At 48.1% G+C, this 17,289-nt stretch carries 10 protein-coding genes, 1 tRNA gene and 1 pseudogene; 3 read left to right on the top strand and 9 right to left on the bottom strand.

The genetic code is table 11. The features are described 5' to 3' along the window. Positions 1 to 206 precede the first annotated feature (206 nt). From K4H25_RS14625 to K4H25_RS14595, 7 genes and pseudogenes are all read right to left on the bottom strand, one after another. A complete protein-coding gene (locus K4H25_RS14625) occupies positions 207 to 1,316 on the bottom strand; it encodes a hypothetical protein (protein ID WP_221021152.1) in 1,110 nt (369 codons plus the stop codon). A 215-nt stretch (positions 1,317 to 1,531) separates the two neighbouring features. Then, positions 1,532 to 1,906 (bottom strand): hypothetical protein, encoded by a 375-nt coding sequence (locus K4H25_RS14620; protein ID WP_221021151.1) that lies wholly within the window; start codon positions 1,904 to 1,906, stop codon positions 1,532 to 1,534. Next, positions 1,878 to 4,541, bottom strand: coding sequence for a transglutaminase-like domain-containing protein (locus K4H25_RS14615; RefSeq protein ID WP_221021150.1), 2,664 nt, complete (start codon positions 4,539 to 4,541; stop codon positions 1,878 to 1,880). Before K4H25_RS14615 ends, K4H25_RS14620 begins: the two co-directional genes overlap by 29 nt. A gap of 216 nt (positions 4,542 to 4,757) precedes the next feature. Beyond that, on the bottom strand, positions 4,758 to 5,561 hold the full coding sequence (gene istB, locus K4H25_RS14610) for an IS21-like element helper ATPase IstB (RefSeq protein ID WP_221021149.1): 804 nt from the start codon (positions 5,559 to 5,561) through the stop codon (positions 4,758 to 4,760). Position 5,562: 1 nt separating this feature from the next. Further along, positions 5,563 to 7,057, bottom strand: a pseudogene (gene istA / locus K4H25_RS14605) (IS21 family transposase). Between the two features lie 91 nt (positions 7,058 to 7,148). Beyond that, the gene (locus tag K4H25_RS14600) at positions 7,149 to 7,910 is read right to left on the bottom strand and encodes a tyrosine-type recombinase/integrase (protein WP_221021148.1); all 762 of its coding nucleotides are present in this window, start codon (positions 7,908 to 7,910) and stop codon (positions 7,149 to 7,151) included. Positions 7,911 to 8,085: 175 nt separating this feature from the next. Continuing rightward, positions 8,086 to 8,172: transfer RNA gene (locus tag K4H25_RS14595), tRNA-Leu, on the bottom strand. 317 nt (positions 8,173 to 8,489) lie between these two features. Between K4H25_RS14595 and K4H25_RS14590 the strand changes: the two genes are divergently transcribed. Next, positions 8,490 to 8,987 (top strand): hypothetical protein, encoded by a 498-nt coding sequence (locus tag K4H25_RS14590; RefSeq protein ID WP_221021147.1) that lies wholly within the window; start codon positions 8,490 to 8,492, stop codon positions 8,985 to 8,987. Between the two features lie 460 nt (positions 8,988 to 9,447). On the opposite strand, the gene K4H25_RS14585 is transcribed toward K4H25_RS14590, so the two are convergent. Then, positions 9,448 to 11,994, bottom strand: a complete 2,547-nt coding sequence (locus K4H25_RS14585) for a family 20 glycosylhydrolase (RefSeq protein WP_221021146.1) — start codon at positions 11,992 to 11,994, stop codon at positions 9,448 to 9,450. Between the two features lie 210 nt (positions 11,995 to 12,204). On the opposite strand from K4H25_RS14585, the gene K4H25_RS14580 reads away from it, so the two are divergent. Further along, positions 12,205 to 13,065, top strand: a complete 861-nt coding sequence (locus K4H25_RS14580) for a helix-turn-helix domain-containing protein (RefSeq protein ID WP_221021145.1) — start codon at positions 12,205 to 12,207, stop codon at positions 13,063 to 13,065. 38 nt (positions 13,066 to 13,103) lie between these two features. On the opposite strand, the gene K4H25_RS14575 is transcribed toward K4H25_RS14580, so the two are convergent. After that, positions 13,104 to 13,295, bottom strand: a complete 192-nt coding sequence (locus tag K4H25_RS14575; protein ID WP_221021144.1) for a hypothetical protein — start codon at positions 13,293 to 13,295, stop codon at positions 13,104 to 13,106. Between K4H25_RS14575 and purL the strand changes: the two genes are divergently transcribed. Continuing rightward, positions 13,294 to 17,250, top strand: coding sequence for a phosphoribosylformylglycinamidine synthase (purL, locus tag K4H25_RS14570; RefSeq protein ID WP_221021143.1), 3,957 nt, complete (start codon positions 13,294 to 13,296; stop codon positions 17,248 to 17,250). The two genes, K4H25_RS14575 and purL, sit on opposite strands and share 2 nt — an antisense overlap. Positions 17,251 to 17,289 lie beyond the last annotated feature (39 nt).

Genomic DNA, 17,289 nt, shown 5'->3' with positions numbered 1-17,289 from the left:
GGTACAAAAAGTGCAACACGCAATCAATATAGCCCCCATCAGTGCACCCATTGTATTGTTACTTAAGTTTGTCAAACCAAGATGGTACCCAGAGCCTATCAGTATAGCTGTAGCAATTATACATTGAGATATACTTCTGTTCTTTATGTAGATCTCAAAAAATGATGAACAATAAAATAAAAACAATGCGATTAATAAATAACTCATTATATTACTACGCACTCTTTGGCTGTAGATCCACCAAGTTTCATTGCAAACAATGAACCCAATAAGAACCCTAGCACTGAAGAAATGTAACCTTGTCCAGAAATCAATCCAGCCATCGACGATCCCCAGCCAAATCCACCATAAAAACACCCAAGACTCTTTTCATCAGATGAATAATAATCAACGAGAGCAGCGATAATAATTGCCTGGATAACAAGCATAACAATTGCAATAATTAATACGGCCATCATGATAAAAAAGGGTGATGCCACACCCAAAAGTGTCAGTGTTTCTAATGACGCCAATCCAATAAAAGCGAAAGTTGCTCCAATACTAACCCCAGCAGCCAAACCCGAAAACCATCCACCATTCGCCCCACCACTAATTTTATATGCCCCTGCCCCCGTATCTGGATCGAGGATGATATAACCCGCGCCAGTCCAGCCACCGATATTGACGTTGTTTTGAGATACCGTGATTTGTTTGCCGGAGTTCGCCGCGTTGCGGATTTCATCTTTGATCTCAGTACTGACGGTTAATTGATTCACAGCGGAGTTCACGTTGTTTTGGTTGATGGTATAAATCCGCAGCCCTTGTGCTGCGGCGACTGCTAGCGCTTTCACTGCCGATACGCCTTCACCCGGATTTTGTTCATTGGTAAACAATTTCTCTGGAATCAGGTGTTCGTTGGATGACGCAATCGTGCCGATTTGCTGTACGAAACTGATTCGTTTGGCGTTATCGGCGTCATTGCTGGTAACGGTATTTTTCCAGTGCTTTACATCAATCGTCACGCCGGGGAAGCTCACTCGCTTCGGAATCCCAAACCAGTAATCGGTTTTGGCGCTGGTGTGGAAGTAACCATACGATGGCAGGCCGTAGCGTGTCACGCCAGCAGAGCGAGCGGCAAAGTTGGCTTGCGCGCCGGTGGCGGCAAAATAGCTGGCGATACTGGCGTTGAGTAAATCGCCCGCTAGGTCTTCCTTGGTTAAACCGTCGTATTGCTTGGCTTTTTTGACGGGATTGTTGCCCAGCTCCTGCGCTTTGGCACGAATCGTTGGCATGAGTTGAATTTCTTCGGTTTCCGAGACTAAGTTTAAATTCCTCATTCAGGGTATTTTATTGTAGGCATTATTCCGCAATAGCTAGCTGGCAATACCTATCAAAAATAGATGTTAAAGTCATGTGGCGCAATCAGCTGCAAATCGAGAGAGGGCAAATCATGCATAAGGCAAGATTTGCCCCCCTTCTTTCTGGTCGCCCTTGCGAGTAAAAGATTCAGCTCAGTGATTTAATTAACCGCATCAGAGACTTTTGATTTTGGTTAATTAAACAATGTATAAACTGCAGATAGTAGTGGAATAACTCCAAGTGCAACATATGGAAAGTAAGTTATTAGGCTATCAGATAAATCATAACCTTCAATCTTGGCAACTCTTGGATTGTAATTAGCAAGAGACTTTTTTAAAAAAAACATAGTTACCTCACTCCCTTCTTTTATAACTACGGAGTTAATATTGCCATACTTCTTACATGAGTAGTAAGCAATTGAGCCATTGTTGTTTCTAAGTGTTAGGCTAATCAAAAACAAGCCATTATTTTTGGTTTTTTCATTAAAATGCTTTATATCAACCTTCACTACTCTGAAAACATCTTTAGATAGGTTTTTTTTAAACAACGTTATGGCGATAGGTAGCATTGGGTAAATTAATAATGGGAGGCATATGGCTATAAATATAATTGGAATTAGGTTGTTCTGCATATATTTTCATTCTTTGGCGTAGTAGAGAAAAGTATAACTTGCTTATTAAAGTTGATGCTATAGATAAAGTAAAGCCTATAATCAATGCAAAAGCAATCGCGGGAAGCCCTCCGATCAAGCCTGCAGCTACAAGCGAACCAATCAAATACGCAGTAATCATGTTGGCCAACACATTTATCGATATTTGTCCAATTATCTGGTCAATACTTAGTGATTCATCACTCAATATCAAGCCTGTTTGAATAAAAAGACCCGCCCATCCGACTAATGAAGAAGCACGCGCTAATGTTTGTTGGTAAATTACACTATCTGAAAAAAGTATTCTATAGTCCAAAGAACCACTAGATAAATTATCTGAAACAGCCAGTGCGGCAGAGGAAATGCCATTCATAATGTCTGGAATTGAGCCTCCATTTGCTCCACCACTAATTTTATAAGCTCCAGAACCTGTCTCTGGATCGAAAATGATGTAGCCAACACCTGTCCAACCATTAATGCTTACATTTCCTTGTGAGATCGTTATTCTTTTCCCTGTATTTGCGGCATTAGTAATTTCATACTTTACATCAGTGCTAACAGTCAATTTTTCAATGGTGGAATTTAAATTTCCTGCATGAATGGTATAAATTTTTTGCCCTTCTATAGCGGCAACTGACAATGCCTTAATGGCAGAAACAGCTTCGTTAGTACTTCCATTGCTGCTGAATATTTTTTCTGGAATTAGGTGTTCATTGGCAGAAGCAATCGTACCTATTTGTTGAGAAAAGTTAATGCGTTTCGTGATGTCTGCATCATTGCTCTCAATAATATTTTTCCAGTGCTTTACATCAATAATTAAATTTGGAAAGCTAACTTTCTTAGGAATACCAAACCAATATTCTGTTTTAGCACTAGTTTGAAAATAGCCATAGGAAGGCAAAGCATAGCGCACAGAATTTGATGTTTGTGCAGCTAGACTAGCCTGTGTGCCAATGGTTGAAAAATAACCAATGATTGCTGAATGTAATAAATCTCCAATTAAATCATCTTTAGTTAATCCACCGTATTGCTTGGCTTCTAGTTTGGATTTTGTTTTTTCTAATTTAGCTTTTATTTTATTAAGTTGGCTTGAAGAAACCCCCGCCAAATCCAAACCAATCGCAATATATTCACCCGCCGCTGGATGCGCTACTTCACCGGCATCCCAGTTTTGACTGACTGGATCGTACAGCGCGCCTTGGCTGCTGAGATCGCTACCCAGTTTAAAACTGCCGCCGCTGGCAATAATTTGACCATCAATGCGCAACTCGGCTTTTAGGTTGATCAAATAGCCCGGTAGGCTGGCAGGGAGTTCGCTCGGCTGAATCGGCGTGCCATCGGCATGTGGTTTCGGTAAATAGCTGTTTAAGGTATCTGTATCGGCTTGCGTGGCAGGCGTAAACGAGAGGGTGATCTTTTTACCTGCTAAACGCGGTAGGCTTTGTTCCAGTGCGATGATGGGGCTGTCATTGGCCAAATCAAAATCACTGGCAAATAATTTGTACTGGAATTTATGCCTAAAACTATCTGGTAAAGCACTGAATTTACCGGCCTCGGCGAGGGTTTTGTACGGCAAGGTGCCGAATAAGATCGACGGATTGGCAATTACCACTTGTTGCGAACCCAGTACATCACCGACGGTGGCGTTGGCTTTTTGGCTGTCGATATAGGTTTTGAGCTGGGCTTGATAGCTGCTCAAACTATTTTGCAGTGCAGTTTGGTTGACGTTTTGCACCCAGCCTTCGGCTTCGTTGATGGTTGCGCCTGCTTTCAGTTGATCGGCCAAACCCTTGCCGTCAAATGGCACGTTTTGCTGCAAATCCATCCCGGCTTTGTAGGTGTATTGCTTGAAGCTCGCGTCCAGTGGCACCCATGTATTTGGTTTTTTGTTTACCGCGCCGCGAGAGGGCACGTAATCAACGAAAGCCTCGACCCAGACGTGCTCCATTTTGATGAATTTCACCGTACCGCCCACCGTTTGGCCGATATTGGGAATGCCACCTTGGCCGAGTAATTTTTGTGCTGCTTGGGCGTTTTTAACGCCGCCGACCCAGTTCATCACTTGTTCAGCAGGCAATTGGATTGTGCCGTAGGCATAACGAGCCGAGGTGCCCGATGCGCGCAATAGCGCAATCAACAAACTCGCGGTGTCGAATGCATTACCGCGTTTATTCAGCAGAGTAAGTTCCGCACCTTGGATCGAGCCATAGGTCGGCAGGAACTGGATGTTATTGCGTACCCAGTTATAAATTTTGACGGGGTTGTTCCCGAGCTCCTTCGCCTTAGCACGAATGGCTGGTGTGAGCTGGATTTCTTCCGTTTCTGCCAGATCTGCCGCTGTTGGTGTTGCTGGTAAGGCAGGAATGGTTGCAAGTGCTGCACCAGCAGGAATTGCTCCTGCAACTTGCAGGGGTTGCACTCCGAAAGTGCGACTAAGTCGTTGATAGGCCGCAGCATCTTCAGCGGGGGCACGTACTTTTGCTTTTGGCACACTCCAAGGCAGCTTATTGGGGTCGAGCGCCATATGCGCTTTGCTTTTTTGCTGGCTATTCAAAAACTGAGCTAAGTCAGTTGCCGCTTGTTGTTGGCTGTTTGCGTCTTGCGCGCTTTCTACCGCTTGCAGGTTTTGTTTTAGCTCGGCACGGCGCGCTGTTGAGGCGTACTGAATTTTGACCAGCGATGCGCGTTGAATTTTAACCAGGCGTTAGCGTCATCCACGGCATGGATGACTGGTTTTAGCGTACTGCTTTTCTCCTCTTTTTTACAAGCTTTAAAATAATTCGTCGGCGCTGCTTGGCTGCTCTTTTTGTCGCTCTCGTTCCTGTATTTTAAGTTTGGCACTGGCGCTACTTTGCTTAAAGCGCCATGACTCATTACCTGTTTCGATGATATGGCAATGGTGCGTCAGCCGATCCAGTAAGGCCGTGGTGAGCTTAGCGTTGCCGAACACATTAGGCCACTCCGCAAAGGTCAAATTGGTGGTGATGATCACGCTGGTGCGCTCATACAATTTGCTCAGCAAATGAAACAGCAGCGCACCGCCCGCTTGTGAGAAAGGTAAATAGCCCAATTCATCCAGAATCACCACGTCCATATGCATCAGGCTATACGCCAATTTACCTTGCCTACCTGCAGCCTTTTCTTGCTCAAGTCGGTTGACCAATTCCAGCGTGGAATGGAACCGTACCCGTAATTCTTGTTGTTGGATGCCTGTGATGCCTAGCGCCGTCGCCAGATGCGTTTTGCCCGTTCCTGTACCGCCAATCAATACAATGTTATGGGCTGCTGCGGCGTATTGACCTTGGGCGAGCTCACGAATTAAGCTTTCATCAACTTTGGATTGGCTAAAGTCAAAGCCCGCCAAGTCACGATGATGTGGGAAGCGAGCGGCTTGCATTTGATAGCTAATCGAGCGCACATGCCGATCGGCATGTTCGGCGCGAATCATCTGCCGCAGATAAACATCAAGGGTATTGCCCTCATGGCTAGGGCTGGATTGGCGTATGTCGGTATACGTCGATGCCATGCCGTGGAGCTTCAGCTGTTTTAGTTCAGTGTGGATGTCGAGCTCCATGCTACACCTCGCTATTTTGGTGCAGCTGATCGTAACGCCCACTATCCGCAAGCGGCGGGTCTTTCAGTTGCAACGCCGTTTCTAATGTCGCTGGCTGTGGCGCTTCGTGTAACCGCGTCACTACATTGAGAACATGCTCGGCACTGACTTGCCCCGTTTCCAGCATTAACTCAACGGCCACTTGCAACGTAGTGAGGCCATGCCGAGGAATACAGCCAAGCACTTTGGCCATGACTCGATCACCGCCGTCATGTCGCAACAAGCGCTGTTGCAATTGTTGCAAATAGTCAGGCATTTCGCTGAATGGCGCGCCATTGCGCAATGCGCCTGGCTTCTTCTCAACCAAAGGAACGTAATGTTGCCAGTCATAAAAGATGCGGCTGCGATCAAAGCTACGCGGATGCTGTGTCACTGGATCTTGATCGGCATAGATGACGATGTGCGTTGGATAGAGTCGAATACTCACCATTTGATTGGCTAAATGGCACGGCACTGAATAGCGATTGCGCTGAAAGGTGATCAAACAGGTACTCGAAACCCGCGCTAAGATTTCGGTATAACCATCAAACGCACCTGGAAACGGCATCATCTGCACTTGTTCGTCTTGCAGCAACTCAGCCAAAGTGAGTTCTGGATAGTCGGGGTGATGCATCTCTTGCCATGCGGCGCGACAGCGCTCGGCGAGCCAGAGATTGAGCTCATCAAAGTTGGCGAACTGTACTTGCTGTGCCGCCTGCCAAATTTGCCGCCGCCGATCTTGCACGTTCTTCTCAACAATGCCTTTCTCCCAACCGGAAGCGACATTGCAGAAATCGGGATCAAACAAATAATGCGCCGTCATGGCATGAAAGCGCGCATTCACGACCCTTGATTTGCCTGGCAAGACTTTATCCACGGCGGTCTTCATGTTGTCGTAGATGCCGCGAGTCGGCACACCGCCCAGCATTTGAAACGCACGAGTATGTGCATCAAACAACATCTCGTGACTTTGGGTCGGATAGGCCAACAAGGCAAATGCACGACTAGCGCACAGTTTCAGATGCGCCAACAACACCTTGCGATGAATGCCGCCAATCAGCAGCGATTCCTCGCTCCAGTCGAATTGAAACGCTTCACCCAGTGCAAACTTGAGCGGTACAAAAGCGGATTTCAACGAGGGCCCCATGGTTTCTAAACGCCACTGGCGAATAAATGCGGTGACGCAGGAATAATCGCCATCAAAGCCAGCGAGAACGAGTTCTTGGAACAAGACTCTGGCCGTGCGACGGTCGCGTTTCGGGCGATGCAAATCGGTTTGTAATGCCTTGATGAGCTGCGCGTGAAACGCGCGTGAGTTTGGTATTAACGGACTTGCGTTGATAACGGGGTTCAGTGCTGGACTCGGTACGAATCCATTTCTTGACGGTATTACGAGTGAGTGAAGTGCGTCGTGCAATCTCACTAATGGAGAGCCGATCGCGGAAATACATGCGGCGGACTTTAGCAAATGTGGCCATGGTAATCACCTTCAATTTCCTAGCTCGTTGAACGAGTTTGGAGATTAGTTACCCTGGTCAAAATTCACTGCGCAAAATGGCGTTTTGCTGGTTAATATTCAATGCGCCTCAACATCGCTGCTTTGACAGTCGGGCTGTCATAGGCGTTTATTCGACCCATAAGTTCTGCGAGTCGAGTTAAGGGTAGGGCTGCACGGTTGGTGGTTTTTTTTGTGGGTATGGCACCTTGTAGGTCTAGGACAGGGTTAGATTTGATTCTGCCTGTTTGCACAGCGAAGCGCATGATGACGGTAATGTACTGGCGGTAGGCTTTAGCTAGGTTGAATGTGCCGCGCTGAGTCACCAGCGTTAGCGGGTAGAGAAGATCACGAGTTTCTAGGCTTTCAATGGCGCGCATGCCAATGATGGGGAAAATATCCGCTTTTAAACGCTTCAGAATGCGTTCAGCATGGCTTGGTATCCATGAGCCACTTTCAAGCTCTTTGGCGTGCCACTCCAGCGCAATGGCTTCAAAAGTATTGGCCATTGAATATTGGGCAGCAATTTTCGCTACTTGTTTTTCTATACGCGGATCTTTGCCTTCTTCGACTTTGCTGAGTGAGTCATTGCGTAGCTTTCTAGCTTGAGCCAATGTGACCTTGGGGTATTCTCCGAGCCATTGCTTAAACATTTTTCCGTTCAGGCCGTAACGATAGCGCCAGCGTTTTCTGTTTTCGGTAATGATCAGGTAGAGGCCGCCACCGTCATTGAGTGCGGCTTCTGCTTTGCCTTCTGGCAATTTGGCATTTTTTATTTCTAGCGGCGTTAAAAGATTGCATGTTTTTGCAGTCTTTTCTATTTTGGCTCTTGGCATGAAAATGCCCCTGTTGCAATGACCTGCCCCCATTGTAGTACGGGGGCAGGAATGGGGGCAGGTTTTGTACTGGCTGTCTTGGGATCTTGTTGGATGTTACAGGCAACAAAAAACCCGCAAAGCTAGGCTTTATGCGGGTTTGAAGTACTTCTTTGGACTACTTAAAACAACCTAATGGTGCGCAACACGAGACTCGAACTCGCACGCCTGTAAGGGCACAGCGACCTCAACGCTGCGTGTCTACCAATTCCACCAATCGCGCACTACATACTGAAAAGATTGCTCAATTCAGTGAGGTGGCGAATTCTAGCTAGACTCGGGGTGTTTGTAAACCCCTTTGTGCTAATTTTTTGCCGAGCAGCGGGTAAATGTTTGAATTCACGCTAAAAATTTTTCATTCAAATTGGCCAATTTTGCCGTGTAGAGAATTTTTTGTTTGCTTTGATATGAATCGTCGGTGCAGGTGGGCGGTTTGATTGCATTTTTGTCATGGGATGTACTTCATACTTGATGCTAATTAAAAGGGGCGTCACACTGCTGAGATACACTCTTTTGTAAATCGAAAGCTAGGAGCATTAAATGAGCAATAAAGGTCGTTATAAAGTCGGTGCCCGTGCCAGTAATCGTTTACCTGAAGCATTAAAGTCGAATGAAGGAATTCGTCAGGCACTTAAGGCGGTGGAAGGTCATTTCCCTATGGATTTGTATGTGGATGATTTGGAGTTAGAGTTATTACAAAAGTCATCACGTACTTTAAGTCGCTTTTTAGTACCGGGTAGCAAGATTGATATTGCGATTCAATTTGCTCAATTGTGCGAAATATCAAGCGATTTATTTAAAGAAGTAAAAGAAATTCGCAAAAAAATTAAGAGCATTATTAGTGATAATGAAGATGAGCTAGAAACCAATCACGTTGGCGCTTTGCAATATGTTGGTGAATTCCGCTCTGAAATGGGCCCAGCGTTAGCCGATTCGATTGTATTGCGTCGTTTTGCTAATTTTGTTGACGCGGTATTGTTGGCGCAGATTCAATATTCGGCAGAAAACGTTGAAATTGAATTGTTTATTGTTGAATAAATTGAACTTGCGGTTTGAATGACTAAGCCCCATCGTTTGATGGGGCTTTTTTTATGTGCGATGCTGCGGCTGTGTCGTTTTGTATAGATGCATTGGATTGGGTTTGGCAGATTGTTACTTGACCTTGAGGCTAGCAATATTGAGGCGCTGTGTCATCAGCCTGAATGCGTGAAGCAAAGCGTGCAATAGGGCGGTAGCGGTTAATAAGGCGGCAAGTGGGGGGGGGGCGTTATTAAGAACACTTAACTCAACTCAATGCATAGGTATATTAATTTGATTTATTTATTTAAAAGGTTGCATTGATATACCCATGAATTTGTAAATTGAGTATTCGTAGCCTTAGAGTAAAAATTTGATGGCCAGCCGTCAAGGCCACAGCAAAAAAACGCCTGCCGGTTGATTGAATTTCGACGCAAAAAAGCCCCGCATGATGCGGGGCTTAATCAGAAATACTACTGCTTTAGTTGACTACAACCGTAGCGCTCTTGCGATTGCTGCTGCTAAAGGTGGCGAGCTTCACGCCAGTAAAGCCAACTGCTTGGCTGAGTGCCGCGTAATCGAGCGCGCTGGTGTATTGCGCCGATTGTGCGGTAGGCTCGCTGCCATCAACGGTGTAGCGAATGGTTAAACCCGGTGCTGAGACATTGGCGAGCAATTGACCATTTACAACTTTGGCGCCCGGCAATGGAATGCGGTAGCCGTAGCCGCCTAAAAATCCATCCAAACGCGCTAGTTCACGTTGACCAAGTCGATTGGCAAACTCATTCCAATCGGCATCCATTTGGGCTTGGCGCGTTTCTGCATCGGCGATCAAAGTCCATTTTGGATCTCGCGCCCAAGCGCGCTCGGCCAAAGCGATCATGCGTGGCATGGCGAGGTATTCCAAACGGTCCGCATCACGGATGTTTTCGGCCCACAGCTGGCCTTGAATCCCGATGATATTGTTCACTCCGGCTGGCGTTAGGCGCACTTTGCTGGCGATTTTTTCTTTATCGAGCGGGTGGCCCATTAAATCGACGGTGGCGGTGGTGAAAATATCCAAGGGGCAAAATTCAAATGCGCCACGGGTTTCGATAAAGCCACCCCAGTAGTAGCCAGGCTCAGCAGGGTCTTTGCTATAGGCCAAGTCAAAGTACAAATTGGTCACATTGGATAACACGGTTTTATAACCGGCATTGGCCAATTGATAAGCAAAGTCTTCTTGGCCCCAGCCCCAAACGTTGTTCCATACGTAAGGGCGGAAGTTGGCGTTCACAAACTCTGGATTTGGCCCATGGGTGTGTTCACCATTGACTTCTTTTTTGACTAAAGCGATTTCTTCCCAGCCACCAAATACCAAGCCGTATTTTTTCAATAAATCACGGTAACGGGCGAGGAAATAATTTTGTAATTGAACGATTTGCGTCATGCCTTGTGCTTGCATAAAGGCTTGGCAAACAGGGGATTTTTCCCATGCACCGTGTGGTACTTCATCGCCACCGGTGTGCATCGTGGTTAGCGGCGCACCTGCTTCAAGGTACATCGCTTGTAAATCATGCAGTACTGTTTCGATAAAGTTGTAGCAAGACTCTTGGGCGATGCAGATCACATTGTCGTGCCACAATTGCACTGATTCATAGTCGGATGCATCGTCAAAGTCGCACAGCAAATAGTGTTTGGCGGCTTCGGTTTGTCCTTGCGCCATCAAGCGGTGGTAGCGCAGATTCATCGCTTTAATTGCAGCGCGGGCATGACCAGGAACGTCGATTTCTGGCACGACTTCGATGTGGCGCGCGGTGGCAAATTGCAAAATTTCGATAAAGTCAGCACGGCTGTAAAAACCACTGCCAGCAGGGTTGCTCACATCGCCACCAGAGCCAAAACACGGCACTAAATGATCGGTTTCAGTTTGGGTAAAGCCGCGTTGGCTGCCGATTTCGGTGAGTTCTGGCAGGCTAGGGATTTCTAGGCGCCAGCCTTCATCGTCGGTGATATGAAAATGAAATTGATTGAGTTTATATAGCGCCATGCAGTCCAGTAGGCGCAAGACACTCTCTTTGCTGCTGAAATTACGGCCAACGTCTAAATGCATGCCGCGATACGCAAAGCGCGGCGCATCAATGATTCGGCAGCAAGGTACGCTGAGTTCCGCTTGTGGATTAAGGAAGGCCGCGACCGGCAAGAGCTGGCGCAGACTTTGTAAGGCATTAAACACGCCGTGCGCGCTTGCGCCGGTAATGATGATTTCATTGGTATTAATTTGCAACGAATACGCTTCGTTGGGCGCTAAGGTGTCATTGACGGTGACGGCGCCAATTTGCAACACAATCGCTTGGCTGCCCGTTGGGCGAATGGCGGATTGTTGTAAATAAACGCGGCTCACATCATGAATTGCAGTGCGCAAAAAGCGCGCTTCGGTGGCCAATTGGCTGCTGTGAACAATCAAAGTGTCTTTGTTGATGCAAAACGTACCGCTGAGCCATTCGCTCGACAATGGGCTTGGGGTGATTTTGCCGACTTGCTCGATGGGCAGTTGCTGCAAATCTTGGTTGTGTTCAAACGTCAGTGCTGGCGTGCTTAGCGGCACTAAATCATCGGCTTTGCGATGGCGTTGCTGCTCGGTAATAAACGGTGCGATTTCAGGATCACCAATCGTTTCGTGGTAAGCGTTCTCTTGCCCGTCGTTATACACAATGTAAAAACCCAGTGGCGCATCGGTTTCGGCAATGACCCAATACAGGCCTTCATAGGCAAAGGTGCGCGTCTCGCCCGGGGCTACCGCAGCAAAACCGGCCTTCGGGGCCAAGCGCCAAAAGTCGCCGTTCACATGCGTGACTTCAACATCACCGCCGACGGTTTCGGGTTTGATTTTGCGGCAGGTATTAAAATACAAAGCCCAGCCCGATGCTGGCAAGATTTGATCAGAGAGATTGACGAGGCGAAGCTCGGCAAGAAAATTATCGCCGTTATGGGCGTTGGTTTTATTGGCCCATGTTAGTTTGAGGTGTGCGCCAGCTGGATTGCTCATTGTTTTAACTCTCCCTTTGCTTGGTTGAAGTGGGTCTTTTGCCCATCCGACAGTGTAAAAGCGCCACCCGTACAATGCGAGCATTGCCGGTGCGCTGTCGTTCGGATGCTGCGACAACGCACCGATAGTGCAGTTATACCGCGAGTGCCGCTGATTTTATCTGCTATTAGCTCAATAAAGTATATGATTGGCTCAAACGAGAGGTGATAGATGCTCATTAGAGAATGGATTGGTAATTCGCAAGGCCATGCATGGCGTTTAAACCATCATGTGGCGGAGCATATTCCGTTTAATTATCACTTTCATCCCGAATATGAGCTGACTTTAACGCTGGGTGCTGGCGGGCAACGCCATATTGGCCATGATATAGAAAGCATCACTGAATGTGATTTGGCCTTGGTGGCTCCCAATCAACCGCATAGCTGGCAAGCGCCGGTACGCAGCGATGGCGCGGCGCTGGAATTACAAGTGGTGTTGTTTCGCCTTGATTGGCTGGTGGCATTGACCGAGCACGGCATGCCTGAATTACGTCACTTGTGCCAATGGCTGGCGCAAATTCGGCAAGGGGTGGTGTTTAGCCCTGCATTTAGCCAATTGCTGGCACCGCGATTGGCGCACTTACATGAACTCACAGGCGTAAAGCGCTTGGTTGCGGTGCTGGATATTTTGTCTGAATTAGAAAAAGACACCGCCGCGCGCTTTATTGATTGCGAAGTCGCGCAATTAGAGCCCGATCGCCGCTTAATTAAAGCCATGACGCATTTACAAAGCCATTACCTGCAATCGGTGACTTTGGGTGAATTGGCTGAAGTCGCCGCATGCAGTGTGACAACGCTTAAGCGTTTATTTTTGCAACAAATGAAGTCGAGTTTTAGTCAAGAGCTCATGCGTTTACGTATTGCCCATGCCAGCCATTTATTGCTCACCACTGATCGGGGTATTGATTGGGTGGCCAATCAAAGTGGTTATCCATGTTTAAGCCATTTTTATCAGCAGTTCAGTGCCCGGCTTGGGTTGAGCCCACGGGCATTTCGCCGTCAGGCCAAAATTAAAAACCAGCCCATTGCTTAAGCATACTGCTGCAATTGGCAGCCGCTGATCGTTGGCTTTTACCCGAGTAATGCCAAATAAATACTGCAGCCTGATTGATCTTGCATGGATGAGGTCAGCTCGAATGCGCCTAGATTTAATGCAATCTGGGTGTATTGGCAGGGAATTCCTTGCTTTCTTTCTCCTAAAGAGGGTGAATTTTCGGTATAATTACGTACTTTTTGCCACATTTCTGGGTTAATTTCAAACATGGCCAATGTGCTCCAACTACGCGGCGGTACCGCGCTTTCACCGTTCCGGATTGAAAAATTATCATCGGCACTTGCTGCGCAAGGCGTTGCGGTTAATTTGTACGCCGAATTCTGGCACTTCATTGAGCAAACTCAGGATTTGAGTGAGGCCGATACCGCAATTTTGGCGCGAATTTTGAGCTATGGAGAACCAGCTCAAGTCGATTTGGCGCAAGGTACGCCGATTTTGGTCTTGCCACGTTTGGGCACGATTTCACCATGGTCTTCTAAAGCAACGGATATTGCCTTGCATTGCGCTTTAGCGGGCAAGGTGGCCAGAATTGAACGGGGTGTCGCAGTTTATGCCAGCAAAGCAGATGGTTCTGCTTTGTCGAGCGCAGAAAAAAATATCCTGCTGCCGCTGATTCACGACCGAATGACAGAGCAAGTGTTTGATGGCTTGGCGGCGGGCAATGAATTATTCCGTCACTTTGAGCCAAAACCACTCGAAACGGTGGATGTATTAAACGGCGGTAAAGCGGCACTCGAAAAAGCCAATGGCGAATATGGCTTGGCTTTGTCGGATGACGAAATCGACTACTTGGTAGAAAACTTCACCAAGCTTGCTCGTAACCCAAGCGATGTGGAACTAACCATGTTTGCGCAAGCGAACTCGGAACATTGCCGCCATAAAATCTTTAACGCCAATTTCATTATCGATGGCCAAGCGCAAGACTACAGCTTGTTTGGCATGATTCGCGAAACGCATAAAGCCGCGCCGGAAGGCACTGTGGTGGCGTATTCGGATAATTCATCGGTGATTGAAGGCGCGTTAACTGAACGTTTCTTCCCTGCGTCGTTGTCAGAAAATGGCAGCGCTGAATATGCGTTTACGCAGGAAGAAACGCATATTTTGATGAAAGTGGAAACCCACAATCATCCAACCGCGATCTCGCCATTCCCGGGCGCAGCCACTGGTTCGGGCGGTGAGATTCGGGATGAGGGCGCAACCGGTCGTGGCTCAAAACCTAAAGCTGGTTTGTGTGGCTTTACCGTGTCAAATTTGTTGTTACCCGGCCATGTTCAGCCGTGGGAAACGCCGTACGGTAAACCTGATCGTATCGCCAGCGCGCTGGATATTATGATCGAAGGCCCAATTGGTGCGGCAGCATTTAATAATGAATTTGGTCGCCCCAATCTAGCCGGTTATTTCCGTACCTTTGAGCTTGATTTTAACGGCGAGCGCCGTGGTTATCACAAGCCAATCATGATTGCCGGTGGTTTGGGCAATATCAGCGCCTTGCACGTGAAGAAAAATGATTTGCCTGATGGCTCATTGCTGATTCAACTCGGCGGCCCAGGCATGTTAATCGGTATGGGCGGCAGTGCGGCTTCGTCGATGGAAACCGGTTCCAACGCGGCTGATTTGGACTTTGATTCGGTGCAGCGTGGTAATCCAGAAATGGAACGTCGTTGCCAAGAAGTGATTGATCGCTGCTGGCAAATGGGCAGTAAAAATCCAATCCAGTCGATTCATGACGTCGGTGCCGGTGGGATTTCCAATGCCTTCCCAGAGCTAGTTAACGACGCGGGCATGGGCGCGGTCTTCAATTTACGTAAAGTGAATATCGAAGAAAAGGGCATGGCGCCAAAAGAAATTTGGAGCAATGAATCACAAGAGCGCTATGTGCTCGGCATTCATCCGAATGACTTGCTGACCTTTGAAGCGATTTGCGAGCGTGAGCGTTGCCCGTTTGCGGTGATTGGCCGCACGACTGACGAGCGTCAGTTGACGGTAGAAGATCCGTATTTCGACAATAAACCTGTCGATATGCCGATGGACGTTTTGCTCGGCAAACCACCAAAAATGACGCGGGATGTCACGCGGGTTGCGCCAGAATTACAAACTTTTGATTCAGCGGCGCTGGATTTAAAAGAATCGCTCTACCGCGTTTTGGCTTTGCCATCCGTGGCCGACAAATCGTTCTTGATTAATATCGGCGACCGTACTGTCGGTGGTTACACCGCGCGCGATCAAATGGTTGGCCCGTGGCAAGTACCGGTGGCGGACGTTGCAGTTACAACCATGGGGTATAACACGCTACGCGGCGAAGCCATGGCGATGGGTGAACGTACCCCTCTTGCTTTGATTTCTGGCCCAGCATCTGGCCGCATGGCGGTCGGTGAAGCGTTAACCAATATTGCCGCTGCGCCAATCGCTAAATTGTCCGACGTTAAATTGTCAGCTAACTGGATGGCCCCTGCTGGGCATCCGGGTGAAGACGCTAATTTATACGATACCGTCGCTGCCGTTGGTTTGGAATTATGCCGTCAATTGGGTGTGTCGATTCCAGTTGGTAAAGACTCGTTGTCGATGAAAACAGTATGGAATGATGGCGAAGCGAAAGCCGTCACTGCGCCGCTGTCTTTGGTGATTTCGGGTTTTGCACCGGTCACTGACGTCACCAAAACGTTGACGCCGGTGCTTAAAGACGTTGAGTCTGATTTATTGCTGATTGATTTGGGTACCGGTAAATGCCGTTTAGGCGGCTCGGCCTTGGCTCAGGTGTATAGCCAAGTGGGTAATTTTGCCCCTGATGTGGTGAGTGTGGATCATCTGAAGTCGTTCTTTGCGACGGTTCAGCAATTGAACGCCGATGGCAAGTTGCTGGCTTATCACGATCGTTCTGACGGTGGTTTGATCTCTGCCGTGTCAGAAATGATGTTTGCTAGCCACTGCGGTGTCACGCTAGAAATCGACGAACTCTGCATCGAGCGTCGTTTGCGTCAGCGTCAATTGGACGAAATTTCATCCGATGACATCGAGCGTGCCGAAAACGGCCGCGTGATGGGCGTGTTGTTTAACGAAGAACTCGGCGCAGTAATGCAAGTGCGTCGTTCTGACACCGCTGCGGTGATTGCGGCATTTATGAATGCCGGGTTGGCGGGTGAGTTGCACGTGATTGGTTCGACCAACCATGACGACAAACTCAAAATCAAAAAACGCAATCGCTTGTTGTTGGATGAAACTCGCGTCAATTTGCAACGCGCTTGGAGCCACACTAGCTGGCAAATCCAACGTCTGCGCGACAACCCAGAATGCGCCGACGCTGAATACGCGCGCATTGGTGATAAAGCCGACAAAGGCTTGTTTGCCAAATTGAGCTTTAATCCATCAGACGACGTTGCGGCACCGTATATCAGCAAGGGCGTTAAACCCCGCGTTGCGGTATTGCGTGAGCAAGGCGTGAATGGTCATGTGGAAATGGGCGCTGCGTTTACGCGTGCAGGTTTCGCTGCGGTTGACGTGCACATGAGCGACGTCATTGCTGGCCGTGTGCAGCTGGCTGACTTTAATGGTTTGGCGGCATGCGGTGGCTTCTCATACGGCGACGTACTCGGTGCTGGTGAAGGTTGGGCGAAATCGATTTTGTTTAACGGCGCAGCGCGTGAACAATTCGAAGCGTTCTTTAACCGTGCCGATACCTTTGGTTTGGGTGTGTGTAACGGCTGCCAAATGATGGCCAATTTGTCGGGCATTATTCCTGGCGCTGAGCACTGGCCGAAATTTACCCGCAATCAAAGTGAGCAATTTGAAGCACGCTTTGTGATGGCCGAAGTGATGAAATCGCCATCGCTATTCTTTGCTGGTATGGAAGGCAGCCAAATGCCCGTGGTAGTGAGCCACGGCGAAGGGTTTGCGAATTTCAGTCAGCAAGGCGATAAAGCCAAGGCCTTGGTAGCGATGCGTTATGTCGATAGCCACGGCAAAGCGACACAAACTTATCCGATGAATCCAAATGGATCGCCGGACGGGATTGCCGGTGTAACCACGCCAGATGGTCGTTTTAGCATTATGATGCCGCATCCAGAGCGCGTATTCCGCACAGTGCAAAACTCATGGCATCCGCAAGACTGGTCAGAAGACGGCGCATGGTTGCGAATGTTCCGCAATGCGCGCGTTTTCCTCGGTTAATCCGCTCGGTCATTGCTACGATAACAAGCAGCCTACGGG

Origin of the sequence: Deefgea piscis (assembly GCF_019665785.1) — a bacterium.
In the GTDB taxonomy this organism is placed as follows: Bacteria; Pseudomonadota; Gammaproteobacteria; order Burkholderiales; family Chitinibacteraceae; genus Deefgea.
This window is presented reverse-complemented; position numbering and strand designations above follow the sequence as displayed.